At 67.6% G+C, this 13,097-nt stretch carries 12 protein-coding genes; 3 read left to right on the top strand and 9 right to left on the bottom strand.

Annotated features, from left to right (window positions below; all coding sequences use genetic code 11):
* Window positions 1-640 precede the first annotated feature (640 nt).
* Genes ASD65_RS00375 through ASD65_RS00365 form a run of 3 tightly spaced genes read right to left on the bottom strand, consistent with a single transcriptional unit; the run spans window position 641 to window position 2,053 of the window.
* On the bottom strand, window positions 641-1,279 hold the full coding sequence (locus tag ASD65_RS00375) for a CYTH domain-containing protein (RefSeq protein WP_056216902.1): 639 nt from the start codon (window positions 1,277-1,279) through the stop codon (window positions 641-643).
* A 2-nt stretch (window positions 1,280-1,281) separates the two neighbouring features.
* Window positions 1,282-1,500: a hypothetical protein gene (locus tag ASD65_RS00370; protein WP_056216899.1), complete on the bottom strand. Its 219-nt coding sequence runs from the start codon at window positions 1,498-1,500 to the stop codon at window positions 1,282-1,284.
* Between the two features lie 52 nt (window positions 1,501-1,552).
* A complete protein-coding gene (locus tag ASD65_RS00365; RefSeq protein ID WP_056224315.1) occupies window positions 1,553-2,053 on the bottom strand; it encodes a PaaI family thioesterase in 501 nt (166 codons plus the stop codon).
* Between the two features lie 84 nt (window positions 2,054-2,137).
* Here ASD65_RS00365 and glgP point away from each other — a divergent pair, with 84 nt between their 5' ends.
* Together glgP and ASD65_RS00355 are read left to right on the top strand one after the other, a co-directional pair.
* Window positions 2,138-4,696, top strand: coding sequence for an alpha-glucan family phosphorylase (gene glgP, locus ASD65_RS00360; RefSeq protein ID WP_056216896.1), 2,559 nt, complete (start codon window positions 2,138-2,140; stop codon window positions 4,694-4,696).
* A gap of 19 nt (window positions 4,697-4,715) precedes the next feature.
* The gene (locus tag ASD65_RS00355; protein ID WP_056216893.1) at window positions 4,716-5,447 is read left to right on the top strand and encodes a glutamine amidotransferase; all 732 of its coding nucleotides are present in this window, start codon (window positions 4,716-4,718) and stop codon (window positions 5,445-5,447) included.
* Window positions 5,448-5,452: 5 nt separating this feature from the next.
* Here the strand turns inward: ASD65_RS00355 and ASD65_RS00350 are convergent, their stop codons facing one another.
* Window positions 5,453-6,484, bottom strand: coding sequence for a YihY/virulence factor BrkB family protein (locus tag ASD65_RS00350; protein WP_056216890.1), 1,032 nt, complete (start codon window positions 6,482-6,484; stop codon window positions 5,453-5,455).
* Window positions 6,485-6,643: 159 nt separating this feature from the next.
* Between ASD65_RS00350 and ASD65_RS00345 the strand changes: the two genes are divergently transcribed.
* Window positions 6,644-8,323, top strand: a complete 1,680-nt coding sequence (locus ASD65_RS00345; protein ID WP_082561504.1) for an ATPase, T2SS/T4P/T4SS family — start codon at window positions 6,644-6,646, stop codon at window positions 8,321-8,323.
* Between the two features lie 48 nt (window positions 8,324-8,371).
* Here the strand turns inward: ASD65_RS00345 and ASD65_RS00340 are convergent, their stop codons facing one another.
* Genes ASD65_RS00340 through pilM form a run of 5 tightly spaced genes read right to left on the bottom strand, consistent with a single transcriptional unit; the run spans window position 8,372 to window position 13,066 of the window.
* Window positions 8,372-9,616: a type II secretion system F family protein gene (locus ASD65_RS00340; protein WP_056216887.1), complete on the bottom strand. Its 1,245-nt coding sequence runs from the start codon at window positions 9,614-9,616 to the stop codon at window positions 8,372-8,374.
* Window position 9,617: 1 nt separating this feature from the next.
* A complete protein-coding gene (locus ASD65_RS00335; protein WP_082561503.1) occupies window positions 9,618-10,760 on the bottom strand; it encodes a type IV pilus twitching motility protein PilT in 1,143 nt (380 codons plus the stop codon).
* 10 nt (window positions 10,761-10,770) lie between these two features.
* Window positions 10,771-11,385 (bottom strand): hypothetical protein, encoded by a 615-nt coding sequence (locus tag ASD65_RS00330; protein ID WP_056216885.1) that lies wholly within the window; start codon window positions 11,383-11,385, stop codon window positions 10,771-10,773.
* Window positions 11,385-12,026 (bottom strand): hypothetical protein, encoded by a 642-nt coding sequence (locus tag ASD65_RS00325; protein ID WP_056216882.1) that lies wholly within the window; start codon window positions 12,024-12,026, stop codon window positions 11,385-11,387. Before ASD65_RS00325 ends, ASD65_RS00330 begins: the two co-directional genes overlap by 1 nt.
* Entirely contained in the window at window positions 12,026-13,066 is a 1,041-nt protein-coding gene (pilM, locus tag ASD65_RS00320) for a type IV pilus biogenesis protein PilM (RefSeq protein ID WP_056216880.1), read from the bottom strand. Before pilM ends, ASD65_RS00325 begins: the two co-directional genes overlap by 1 nt.
* Window positions 13,067-13,097 lie beyond the last annotated feature (31 nt).

Raw genomic sequence — 13,097 nt, 5'->3', positions numbered from 1 at the left:
GGGTCGGCGCGGGGCGTTGCGGGGCGGAGGGTTGCGGGGCGGCGGGTTACGGAGCGTTGCGGGCGGGCGCGGCATCCGCTCGTCGCTCACCACGACGTCGGAGAAAACAACCCTGTCGGACGAGCCACGCCGAAACCGATCCGACCTTGTGGCTATCCCCGACTGGGGATGTGCGGTTCCAGGGCCGACGGAAGATCGCACCCGCGACCGGACTCGGACTCGGACCGCGGCATGAGGCAGTGCGGCAACTGGCGCAACCACGGCGACAGGCGCGGTCGCGGCATCCCGTCGCTCACCACAACGTCGGAGAAAACCACCCTGTCGGACGAGCCACGCCGAAACCGATCCGACCTTGTGGCTATCCCCGACCGGGGGATGCAGAGGATGCGCGGTCTGCGGACACGGCTACCACAGCCTCGGCACCGGCGGTCCGGCCACCAGCGCGGTCGCGGCATCCGCTCGTCCCCACCACAACGTCGGAGAAAGCCGTCCGGTCGGAAGAATCGGGCCAGACCGATCCGACCCAGTGGTTATCCCCGACCGGAACGACCGGCGGCACACACGACGCATGGGATGTAGTCGCCGCGAAACGAGCGAGCGAAGCCCGACGACCCGAACGTGAGCCGAGCGAGACGAAGCGTCAGTAGCCGAGGGCGCGGGCGAGTTTCGATGCGGATGCCGCGGCTCTGCCGCCGGCGGCCAGCACAGCGTGCTCGACTGCCGCGAAGAACTCCCGCGGGTCGGCCGGTGCGGCGGGTCCGAGCTCGATCTCCCACTCCCGCCAGGTCCGCTCCACGCCGGTGCGCTCGTCGGTCGCGGTGACACGGTCATCGACGAACTCGGCGACCTGCCCGCCTTCGGCGTCGAGCAGCGCGTACGCCGTCCGGGCGTTGCGGATCCGCGCGATGGGCTGGAACGGGGCATCCGTCACCGCTGCCAGTTCCGCGACGATGACGGCGGGCACGGTGTCGTCGTCGCCGAGAGGCCAGCCCAGTTCGACGCGGCCGCCGCCGATGCGCGGACCCTTGATGTGCCAGCCGGCGTCTCCGCCGCCGGTGCGGCGCCGCAGCGCGTAGCCAGCACCGGCGAGGGCGAACTCGGCGGTGTCGAGGTACCGGGCGTCGAGGTCGCGCTGCTCGGCGGCGCCGAGCGACGCCACGCCGGGCAGCCCGGCGAGGTCGGGCAGCGGCGTGTCGTCGTCGGCGTCGAACTTCAGCTCGATCTCGAGCGAGCGCGTGGGCTCACCCGGTGCCGCCGGGTCGTGGTCGGTGGCGCTCACGTCTAGTCGTCGGACGAGGGGACGATGTCGTCCTCCGCCTCGACGAACCAGAACTCGGCCTCGGTGGGGCCGTCGGTCGTCCCGGTGCGCTCGAGAGCTCCCCTCCGCGCGTAGACCACCTGGGTCTCGCTGTAGGGGACGATGAGTCGGTCGAGGTCGGAGTTATCCAGCGGCAGGAGCTGCCCGTCGAGGGGTCCGCCGTGCAGACGCGCGATAGCCATAGTTCACCATAAACCCGGCGACCCGCCCCGGCCTCGAACGCGGCCGATCGGGTCAGCCCGTGGGGCCGAGAACGAGCAGCGACGAGGTCGCCGTCGCGAGGACCGTGCCCGCGGCATCCGTCAGCTCGCCCTCGGTGAAGATGACCCGGCGTCCGCCCTTGACCACCCGACCGGTCGCGCGCAACAGACCCGACGCGTGCGTGATCGGCCGCAGATACCGCACGTTCAGATCGACCGAGGTGTAGCCGATGCCGCCGGGGAGGATGGTGTGGCCCGCGCACCCGAGGGCCGAGTCCAGCAGTGTGCAGGCGAGGCCGCCGTGCACCGCACCGATCGGGTTGTAGTGGAACTCTGCGGGGGTGCATTCGAACACCGCGCGTCCCTCTTCGACCTCGACCAGGGTGAAGCCCATCATCTGGGCGATCGGCGGCGGCGGGATCAGTCCGTCGATCATGCCGCGCAGAGCCTGGAGCCCGGTCTCCGCACTGCGGGTCTGCGCGAGGGCTTCGGCCGGATCGGCCCAATCGAACGTACGGGAACGGCTGTCAGTCATGCTCCGATCCTGCCGCACGACCGGCACGCCGTGGTCACCGTTCGTTGTGCAAGCGTTTGCAGTTCGTGCGCTTAGAATCGCACCGTGAAGGCCATCCGAACGTTCACCGTCCGCCCCGTCCTCGCCGCGCCGCTGGCTCCGCTGGACCGACTCGCCTCCAATTGGCGCTGGTCGTGGAGCCGCTCCACGCACGCGCTGTTCGCGTCGATGGATCCGCAGCAGTGGAGCGAGATCGGCGAGAACCCGGCACGGATGCTGGGAGCGATCGGCCAGCAGAGGCTCGACGAACTCGCGCACGACGCCGACTTCGTCGCCCGGGTGCGCGAGGAGGACGACCGCCTCAGCGCCTACCTCACCGGCGACCGGTGGTTCCAGCAGCTCCAGGGCGACAAGCCGACCGGCATCGCCTACTTCTCCCCCGAGTTCGGGGTGGACGGCTCGCTCCCCCAGTACTCCGGCGGTCTCGGCATCCTGGCCGGCGATCACCTGAAGAGCGCCAGCGACCTGGGCGTGCCGCTCACCGGCGTCGGGCTCTTCTACCGCGCCGGCTACTTCCGGCAGTCGATCGGCGACGACGGGTGGCAGCGCGAGAGCTATCCGCTGCTGGATCCGTACGGCCTCGGCCTGACCCTGCTGCGGGACGACACCGGTGCCCCGGTCGAGATCTCGCTCGCCCTCCCCGGCGACCGGCACCTCGCCGCGCGCATCTGGGTCGCGGACATCGGCCGCATCCCGCTTCTGCTGCTCGATTCCGCGACACCGTCCAACACCGAGGAGATGCGCCGCGTCACCGACCGCCTCTACGGCGGCGGCGGCGAGCACCGTCTGCTCCAGGAGCTGCTGCTCGGCGTCGGCGGCGTGCGCGCGGTGCGGGCGTACTGCGCGATCACCGGTCGCAGCACCCCTGAGGTGTACCACACCAACGAGGGCCACGCCGGATTCCAGGGCCTGGAGCGGATTTCGGAGCTCATCACGCAGCAGGGACTGGGGTTCGACGAGGCCCTCGCCCAGGTGCGCGCCTCGACGGTCTTCACGACCCACACCCCGGTGCCGGCCGGCATCGACCGGTTCCCGCGCGATCTCATCGCGTCCTACCTCGCGAGCGGACTGTTCGCCGGGCTCGACTCCGAGCGCGCCCTCGCCCTCGGACTCGAGGAGTGGGAGGGCGGCGACCACGGCACCTTCAACATGGCGGTGCTGGGCCTGCACCTCGGCCAGCACGCGAACGGCGTCTCCCAGCTGCACGGCGAGGTCAGCCGCGGCATGTTCGGGATGCTCTGGCCGGGCATCGACACGGACGAGGTGCCGATCACCTCGATCACGAACGGCGTGCACGCGCCGACCTGGGTGCACCCCGCCCTGAAGGCCGTCAGTGAGCGGGCCTTCGGCGACGCCTACACCGACACGCACGATTGGACGGATGCCGCGGCCGTCAGCGACGGCGAGCTGTGGGGCGTGCGGTCCCTGATGAAGAGCGAGATGGTGGCCGAGGCGCGACGCCGGGTCGCGGCATCCGCCGTCGAACTGTCGGGACGCGCACCCGCGTGGATCGACGACCTGCTCGACCCCGAGGTGCTCACGATCGGCTTCGCCCGCCGCGTGCCGACGTACAAGCGCCTGACCCTCATGCTGCGCGACCCGGAGCGGCTGACGCGACTGCTGACAGACCCGGAGCGTCCGGTACAGATCGTGATCGGCGGCAAGTCGCACCCGGCGGATGACTCGGGCAAGATCCTGATCCAGGAGCTGGTGCGCTTCAGCCGCGATCCGAAGGTGCGGGGGCGCATCGTGTTCCTGCCCGACTACGACATCACGCTCGCCAAGACCCTGTACCCGGGCTGCGACGTGTGGCTGAACAACCCGCTCCGTCCGCTCGAGGCGTGCGGCACGAGCGGGATGAAGGCGGCGCTGAACGGCGTGCTGAACCTGTCGATCCTCGACGGCTGGTGGGACGAGTGGTACGACGGCGAGAACGGCTGGGCGATTCCGACGGCCGACACCGCGTCGGGCGACGAGGAGCGCGACGATGTTGAGTCGGCGGCGCTGTACGACCTCATCGAGCACCAGTTGGTGCCGAAGTTCTATGAGCGCGAGGGCGGCATCCCGCTGGCCTGGCTCGCGATGGTGCGGCACACGATGACGACGCTGGGGCAGAAGGCCACGAGCGACCGCATGGTGCGCGACTACGTCACGCGGCTGTACGTGCCGGCATCCGAGCACGACGCCGCGCTGCGGGCGGACGGGTTCGCTGAGGCGAAGGCCCTCGCCGCGTTCATCACCCGGGTGAAGGCGTCCTGGCCGGCGGTGCACATCGAAAGCGTCGACAGCTCCGGCATCCCCCAGCAGGCGCAGGCGGGCGACACGCTCGAGGTGCGCGCGAGTGTGCGACTCGACGGGCTCTCGCCCGACGACGTCGCCGTCGAACTCGCGTACGGCCGCACGGATGAGGACGACGACCTCGCCGCCGACCACTCGGTGCACCGGCTCGCGCCCGCAGGGCCGGCCGTGGACGGCATCACGACGTTCTCGTGCACGCTGCCACTGACCGTGACGGGCACGTTCGGGTACACCGTCCGCGCCGTGCCTGCCCACTCGCAGCTCGTCTCCCCCGTCGAGCTCGGCCTCGTCACGTACGCGTCGTAGTCACCCGTACGCTGGTCCCGTGAAACCGTTCGTGCTGCTGGCCACGCGGGCCGAGGACGGCCCCGCCGATGAGGAGTACGACCTGTTCCTCCGCGCGACCGGGCTGACCGAGGCCGAGCTCGTGCGCGTCCGGCTCGAGGCCTTCCCGATGCCGCGGTTCGACCTCGACGAGATCTCCGGCATCTTCGTCGGCGGCGGGCCGTTCAACGCGTCGGATCCGCCGGAGAAGAAGTCCGCCGTGCAGCACCGGGTCGAGGCCGAGTTCGGCACGCTCCTCGACCGTGTCGTGCGCCGCGACTTCCCCTTCTTCGGCGCCTGTTACGGCATCGGCACGCTGGGCTCCCACCAGGGCGCCGTGATCGATCGCACCTACCCGGAGCCGATCAGCGTCGTGCCCGTCACCCTCACCGACGCCGGGATCTATGATCCGCTGCTGCTCGGGATGCCGCGGCGGTTCGCTGCGTTCGTCGGACACAAGGAGGCCATCACCGCGCTGCCGCCGTCGGCGGTGCTGCTCGCGTCATCCCCCGCCTGTCCGGTGCAGATGTTCCGCGTCGGCCACAACGTCTACGCGACCCAGTTCCACCCCGAGCTCGACGTCGACGGCATCACGACGCGCATCCACGCCTACGCCGACCACGGCTACTTCGGCGCCGGGGAGCTGGAGCTGACGCTCGAGTCGGTGCACACCGAGCCCGTGGAGCACGCGAGTCGGATGCTGCGCACCTTCGTGGAGCGGTACGCCCGCTAGCCGACTCAGGCCTGGGAGCTCTTCTTCGCCGCTGCGCGCCGCGCGTCCTCGCGTTCACGCTTCTCGTCGGCGCGTGCGTCGCGCAGCTCGTCGGTCGCGACCCGCACAGCCGTCTCGGCCTGCTTGAGTCGCCGCTGGGTGAAGGTGGACGCGCCGAAGCGCTCGCGCACGCGATCGGTCTCTTCAGCGACGCCGATCACGATGTACGAGGCCGCGATGAGGATGACCTGCGCCGACAGGTTCAGCCACAGCAGCAGGGCTATCAGCGCGGCGAACGACGTCAGCAGCGGGTTGGCGGAGGCTCCACCGACGAACAACCCCGATAGCTGCTGCAGCACGGTCAGGCCCAGGCCTCCCAGGATGGCTCCCGGCCACAGCACACGTGCCGAGGGACGTAGACCCGACAGCATCCGGAACAGCAGAGCGACCAGCACAGTGTCGAGGATCAGTACGACGACGACCGAGACGCTGCGCGTCGCGAAGTCGGTGAACTGATCGTTGCTGATGCCGAGCGCATCGAGCACCACCCCGACGAACGTCGTTCCCAAGAACGTGGCTGCAGCAGAGACGACGAACCCACCGCCGATGATCACCGCGAGCAACAGGTTGCGCAGGATCACCCACACCCAGAAGACATCGTCGTGCACGCGGTCGGCGAGCATGCGCAAAGCGGTGCGCAGCGATCCGATCGCGCCGATGGCAGCGCCGACGAGACCGATCAGTGACAGCACGGTGGCGATCGTCAGTCCCGTCGGCGCTTGGATGTCTCTGGGGTCGATGATGCCGTCTTCACCGATCAGCCCCGGGATCGCGGCGTTCACGGCATCGATGAGCGCCTGCCACGCAACGGGGTTGCCGACCAGCCACAGCCCCGCGAGCGAGAAACCGAGCAGCACGCCGGCGAACACCGAGAACAGCGTGCGGTAGGTGATGCTGTCCGCCAGGATCGGGCCACGGTGCTCGATGTAGTGCAAGAAGGCGCGCACCGGCTTGAGCCGCAGCGCCCAGGCCGTGACGACCGCAATCAGATTGCCCATTGACTCACCCTATCCAGGCTCAGTTTCGGCGGTTGTGCGTCGCGGCGATTCTGCGGCCGATCGGTGACATTCCCTCACTTGGCAACTCCCCACAGTCTCGTCTCGAGACTCTCAGGCACACTAAGATGATGCTCGGAGATTGGGGAATCTCCTGGGGAAATGGGGATCACCGTGCGAGGACTCGCTCAAACACTCGTGCTCACTGGAGCAATCCGTGCCACGGAAATGTCGGCCGCGCTCGGCGAGCATGGCGATACACCTGAGATGCATCGCGTATTGGTCGCTCAGGGGTTGGTATCGGAGGCGCAGCTTGCCGAGGCGATCGCCGTGCACACCGGCCACCAATACGTCGACCTCACCGGCGCGACACTCGATCCGACGATCGTGGCGCTCGTGTCAGGTTCACTCTGCCGCAGGTACCAGGTGCTGCCGATCGAGCTTCGCCGCGGGCGTCTGACCGTGGCGACCGTGGACCCGACGAACATCTTCGCCCTCGACGACATCGCCAGCGCCACCGACCTCGTCGTCGAGCCGGTGGTCGTCGCCGCAGATGCGCTGAAGCAGGCGTTCGAGCGCTATCTCCGCTCCGACGAGGAGCTCAGCGAACTCTCCGTGGCGCTGGAGGAGACCGCGACGGCGAGCATAGACTCGTTCACCGAGTCACTCGACGACCAGGATGTCGACGCACCCATCGTGCGTTTCGTGAACCTGCTCATCACGCAGGCTGTCAACGACCGCGCCAGTGACATCCACGTCGAGCCCGGAGAGCAGCAGCTCACCGTCCGCTACCGCATCGACGGGGTACTGCACGAGATGCAGCGGGCCGACCGTGGCATCCAGGACGGCGTCATCTCTCGGCTGAAGATCATGTCGCAGATCGACATCGCCGAAAGGCGGCGTCCGCAGGACGGTCGCCTGTCGATCCTGCACGAGGGTCGCCAGATCGACCTCCGTGTCGCCACTCTGCCGACGGTGTGGGGCGAGAAGATCGTCATGCGCATCCTCGACAACTCGGGCCAGGCGATGGCGATGTCCGACCTGCGGATGTCGTCGGGCAACGACGCGCGGTTCCGCGCCGCGATCAGCCGCCCTCACGGCATGGTGCTGGTCACCGGCCCCACAGGCTCGGGCAAGTCGACGACTCTGTACACCGCCCTGCGCGAGGTCGCGAACCCGCGGATCAATGTCATCACCGTGGAAGACCCGGTGGAGTACCGCATCCCGGGCATCAACCAGGTGCAGGTCAACAACAAGGCGGGCCTGACGTTCAGCTCGGCACTGCGCTCGATACTGCGCAGCGACCCGGACGTCATACTCGTCGGCGAGATCCGTGACAATGAGACCGCGATCATCTCGATCGAGTCTGCCCTCACGGGCCACCTCGTGCTCTCGACACTGCACACGAACGACGCGCCCAGCGCGCTCACACGTCTCACCGAAATCGGCGCCGAACCGTTCCTCGTGGCTACCGCGCTCACGGCGGTCGTCGGCCAACGCCTCGCACGCAAGCTGTGCACGCGATGCCGCGTCGCCTACGTCGAACCCTCCGAGGTGCTCCAACATCTGGGGTTCCCGCACGACCCGCACGACCTGCCCACCATCTATCGGGCGGGTGGCTGCCAGTCGTGCTCGAACACGGGGTACCGCGGTCGCGTGGGCCTGCATGAGGTCATGGCCGTGACCGAAGAGATCGAACAGCAGGTCGTGCTTCGGGCCACTGGCAACGAGATGCGCCAGCTCGCGCTCTCGCAGGGCATGGTCCCGCTACGTGAGGACGGTTGGTCGAAGGTCGTTCAGGGGCTCACCACAATCGAAGAAGTGCTGCGCGTCAGTGTGTGATGGGCGGCCGCATGCCCGTGTCATCGGACATGCGGCTACACGACGCTGCTAAGCCCCACCCGTCCCGTTGAGCTGGCCGTAGATGCTGAAGATCGGCATGTAGAGCGCGAGCACCATACCGCCGATGATCACGCCCATGATCACGATGAGCACTGGCTCGATCGTGCTCGTGAGCTGCTCAGTGGCGGCGGTGACCTCGGTCTCGTAGAAGTCGGCGATGCTTTCGAGCATCTCAGCGAGCGTGCCTGATTCCTCACCGACCGACACCATCTGCGGCACCATCGTGGGGAAGACTCCGGCCTTCGCAAGCGGCGCCGCGAACGACTTGCCCTGGCGCACCGACTCTTGGATCCGCGAAACGGCATCCTCGATCGCCCAGTTGTTCGATGCCTGCCCGACGATCGACAGCGCCTGCAGCAAAGGGACGCCGGCGTGGAGCATCATCGACAAGTTGCGGGCGAAGCGCGCAACCGCGATCTTGGTCGCGAGCTTGCCGAAGATCGGCATCTTCAGCTTGAGCGGATCCACGAACTTGCGCGTCGCCTCGGTATGGCGGTTGCGGACCCACCAGATCCACGCGACCCCGAGGACGATGATCAGCAGCGGCAGGATCCAGATCATGTTGTGTGAGATGTTCACGAGAAGCTGCGTCGGAAGCGGTAGTTCACCGCCCAGGCTCTGGAACATGTTCTCGAAGATCGGCACGATGAACGTCACCATGCCGACGACTGCGATCAGCGCGATGATGAGCACGATGACCGGATAAGTCGTGGCCGACCGGATCTTGTCCTGCAGCTGGCTCTCGGACTCGTACGTCTTGGCGATCGAATCCAGCGAATCGGCGAGGAAGCCTCCGGTCTCGCCGACCTTCACGAGGTTGATCGCCAATGGTGGGAACACCTGCGGCTGGTTCGCCAACGCCGTCGAGAACGAGTGCCCCGCCTCGACGTCACCTTGAACCGCGAGAAGCGCCGTCTGCAGCGTCTTGTCCTCGGTCTGCTCGACGAGGATCGAGAGCGTCCGCATCAGCGGCAGACCCGCCTTCGTCAGCGTTGCCATCTGCTTCGCGAAGATCGCCAGGGATTTCACCTTGACGCGCTTGGTCAGACCCGGGATGCGGATCTCCCTGTGCAATCCGGTCTTCGCGACCGCCGTGATGTCCAGCGGCGTCAGGCCCTGAGCCTTGAGCTTGGTGGCAACTGCTCCTTCGCTGGTCGCCTCGAGCGTGCCCTTGACGATCGGCCCGCCCTTGGGGTCGATGGCCTTGTACGTGTACTCCTCGACGAGTGCCATCTCACACCCCCCGGGGTGCGTAGGCGCGATCGGTGTTGTGCGCCATCCACTCCGCGGCATCGAAGTCCCGCGGCCGGACCCGAACGTTGTCCAGCGCCTGCGGGTCGATGAGGAAGTTCTTGGCGACCTGGTGTGCGACGCGGCCGTCCTCGACGAGCCCGCGCAGACTTTGATCCATCGTGTGCATCCCCATCGCGGAACCGGATTGCATCGCAGAGTAGAGCTGCGTCACCTGCCCCTCACGGATGAGGTTGGCCACGGCCGGGGTCTGCACCAGAACTTCGGAGGCCAGAGCGCGCCCGTCGCTCTGAGAGAGCGGAAGCAGGGTCTGACTGATGACCCCTTGCAGCGTGTCACCCAACTGAGAGCGCACCTGGTCCTGCTGATGCGCCGGAAATGCGTCCACGATGCGGTTGATGCTCTTGGCGGCGCCCTGTGTGTGCAGTGTCGCGAGCACGAGCTGACCGGTTTCTGCCGCCGACAGTGCGACCGCGATCGACTCCGGGTCCCGCAGCTCACCGATGAGGATCACGTCGGGGTCCTGTCGGAGGACGCGACGCAGCGCCTCGCTGAACGACGCCGTGTCGGTGCCGATCTCGCGTTGGTGGACGAGTGACACCTTCGAACGATGGATGTACTCGATCGGGTCTTCGATCGTGATGATGTGCGAGGGCAGCTCGTTGTTGATGATGTCGACCATCGCGGTCAGCGTCGTCGACTTGCCCGAGCCGGTCGGGCCGGTGACGAGCACGAGTCCGCGCGGGCGCAGAGCGAGGTCGCGCGCAATGGCGGGCACGCCGAGGTCGGCAAGCGTGGCGACCTTCTCCGGGATGAGTCGGAACGCCGAGGCGATCTGGCCGAGTTGACGGAAGACGTTGACGCGGAACCGGCCGACGCCGGCCACCTCGTGCGACATGTCGACTTCGTTGTCGTCTTCGAACATCTGACGCTGGTGCGGCGCCATGATGCCGAGGAGTGCCGACTCCAGCCATGCTGCGGAGAGCACCTCGGTGACGTTCGCCATCGGTTCGAGCGCGCCGTCGACACGGATGCGTGGAATCTCGCCTGCGGAGAGATGGATGTCGGAGGCCCGCTCGCGCGCGGCGTCGTAGAGGAGGCGGTCGATGCCGGCGTATTCAGTCATGGCGGAGGTCCTAGCTCGATGTCGCCATGAAGGCGTCCGCGGTGAGGTTCAGGTAGACGATGCCGCCGCGCCCGCTGTAGCTGGCCGCGATGTTGCCCACGAGTCGCGGCCCCTCACGGAGCGTGTCGATGAACTCCAGGGCCGCATCGAGGTCGGTCGTGCTCACCTGGAACTCGATCGGGATGCGCAGACGCCCGGTAGCCGCGCCGGCATCGGTCGAGGCCCCCACGTCCTCGGTCGTGGTCCCCGTCGTGTCACCACCGACGACGCCGTCCGACGCGTCGGCCGCATCAGCGTCGATGGGCGAACCTGGAGTGATGCTGACGACCGTGACCCCGCTCTTCGCTGCGGCCGACGCGATGAGCGCAGACACGCTGTCGAGCTCCGCCCGAGCGGGGATCTCTTGGCGCAGGTGGTCCGCCCCGTCTTGAACACTGCCGACGTTCTGCGCAGCGAGGGCGTCGATCGAGGCCTGCGTGTTCGCGTTCTGCGAGGCGACAGCGCGGCTGTCTGCATCGGCACCGACCGACTGGAGGTAGATCGGCAACGCGACCAAGAACGTGGCCGCGGCGATGATACCGAGCACGAGCAGCAGTCCGACGGTGTTGATGAGTTGCTTGGGCATCAGTTCCCCGAGCCCTTCGTGTGCGCGCCGGTGAACACCGACTGATCGAACGAAATCGTGACGGTGAACTCGAAGCCCGCTTCGCCGCCCTGATAGAGGGTGGCGGCATCGACGGCGAGGATCCCTGGCACGAGACGCAGCGCTTGCACAGTGGCTGCCTGCGCGTCAGCGCTGGCCGCGGAGAAGGTCAGTAGTCCGCTGTAGCCGGCGCCGGAAGTTGGGTCTTCAAGGACGCTGGCGGCCGGGTTGAGACTGAACTCGAGCATCGTCACCTCAGCGGGAATCGCGCTGGTAACGAGATGCAGCATGGCCGTCCAATCCGTATCGGTGCCCATGGCGCTGGTGCGGAACTCCTCCAGTCCGCGTTGCGTCGCAATAGCCGCCGACACGTCCGAGTAGCTCTGCAGTTCGGTGAGCAGGCCGGTGGTGCGTGCCTGCTCTGCGGCGAGGTGCTGGTCGGCCAGGAGCTTCAGTGCAAATGCGCCTCCGATGGTGAGCACACCGACCACGAGCGCGGCAACGGCAAGCAGCGACCACGTACGAGTCAGCGAAATGCGCTCACGTCGATCCGTCTCAGCGCGAGGCATCAGGTTGACGCGCGGCACTCCCGCAAGCGCCAGCACAGGTTTCTTGGCGGCCATCATTTGTCCTCTCCCAGCACGATGCCGATCGTGCCGACCAAGCTGAACGCGACTTCGCCGTCGATCGCGGCCTTCGTGCCGAGCACCGCGGCGAGGTCGACAGCGCGCACCGGATAGTCCAACGCCGACTGCAGCGCGGGCAGGACGGCCGGGTTGGCCGCGCCGGCGCCGCTGACGAAGACCCCCGTTACCCTGTCGGTCCCCGCGCGCGAGGCGTAGAAGTCAATCGTGTTGCGCAGGCGATGGGCGAGATCGGTGACGGATGCTGCAGCCTCCGTCGTGACGGCGATCGCGGCCGCTTCTCCGGACTGCACGCGCATGCTGGCACGCCCGCGGCGGTCGGTGACGACGGCGACCTCGACCGGCTCCTCCTCGAGGATCTCGACGGTGTTGCGCCGCGCCGTAGCCCCCGTGGCGATCTCGGCCGGGATGATGCGGACAAAGCGAGGCACACCGTCGACGGCCACGACGACGTACGTCGTGTGGTCACCGATGTGGATCATCACGACGGCCTCGTTCGCCTGGCCGACGACCTTGGCGACACGAGCGAGTCCGAAGGGCGCCAAATCGACCCGCTCGACATGCAGCTTCGCCTTTGTCACCGTCTCGACGAGATCCTCGATCGTCTCGGACACCGCTGCGATGAGAAGACCGTGGACGTTTCCGCCCTCTTCCGACACCGGGTAGAAATCGAGAACGGCTTGATCGACGGGCACCGGCAGCAGATCCTGCACCTGGAAGGGCAGCGCCTGCCTGATGAGTTCGAGACTCATCAGCGGGGTGGCATACTCGCGCACCAGGATCCGGCGGCTGCCGACACCGAGCACCACATTGCGCGACTTGATGCCGGACTGCGCCCATAGTCGCTGCAGCGCGACCGCGACAGCGTCCCGGTCCACGATCTCAGAGTCTTTGGCTGCGCCATCGGGAAGCGGCACCTCGCCGAAAGCCACCAGCGTGGGCGATGGACCCGTCGTCACTTCGGCAGCGCGGACGCTCTCCTCCGTGATCTCGAGACCGACGACAGTTCTCGCTGCCATTTCAGTCACTCTCCCTTAGATGCCGAGCGAG

The organism is Microbacterium sp. Root61, assembly GCF_001427525.1.
Lineage (GTDB): Bacteria > Actinomycetota > Actinomycetes > Actinomycetales > Microbacteriaceae > Microbacterium.
The sequence above is the reverse complement of the archived record's forward strand: the minus strand, read 5'-3'. Positions and strand labels throughout refer to the sequence as shown.

Excerpts from the sequence above, each read along its gene's own strand:
- ASD65_RS00350 (WP_056216890.1), bottom strand. The coding sequence starts at position 6,484 with ATGGGCAATCTGATTGCGGTCGTCACGGCCTGGGCGCTGCGGCTCAAG.
- ASD65_RS00330 (WP_056216885.1), bottom strand. The coding sequence starts at position 11,385 with ATGCCCAAGCAACTCATCAACACCGTCGGACTGCTGCTCGTGCTCGGT.
- ASD65_RS00325 (WP_056216882.1), bottom strand. The coding sequence starts at position 12,026 with ATGGCCGCCAAGAAACCTGTGCTGGCGCTTGCGGGAGTGCCGCGCGTC.
- pilM (WP_056216880.1), bottom strand. The coding sequence starts at position 13,066 with ATGGCAGCGAGAACTGTCGTCGGTCTCGAGATCACGGAGGAGAGCGTC.
- ASD65_RS00370 (WP_056216899.1), bottom strand. The coding sequence starts at position 1,500 with ATGGCTATCGCGCGTCTGCACGGCGGACCCCTCGACGGGCAGCTCCTG.
- ASD65_RS00345 (WP_082561504.1), top strand. The coding sequence starts at position 6,644 with ATGGGGATCACCGTGCGAGGACTCGCTCAAACACTCGTGCTCACTGGA.
- ASD65_RS00365 (WP_056224315.1), bottom strand. The coding sequence starts at position 2,053 with ATGACTGACAGCCGTTCCCGTACGTTCGATTGGGCCGATCCGGCCGAA.
- ASD65_RS00335 (WP_082561503.1), bottom strand. The coding sequence starts at position 10,760 with ATGACTGAATACGCCGGCATCGACCGCCTCCTCTACGACGCCGCGCGC.
- ASD65_RS00340 (WP_056216887.1), bottom strand. The coding sequence starts at position 9,616 with ATGGCACTCGTCGAGGAGTACACGTACAAGGCCATCGACCCCAAGGGC.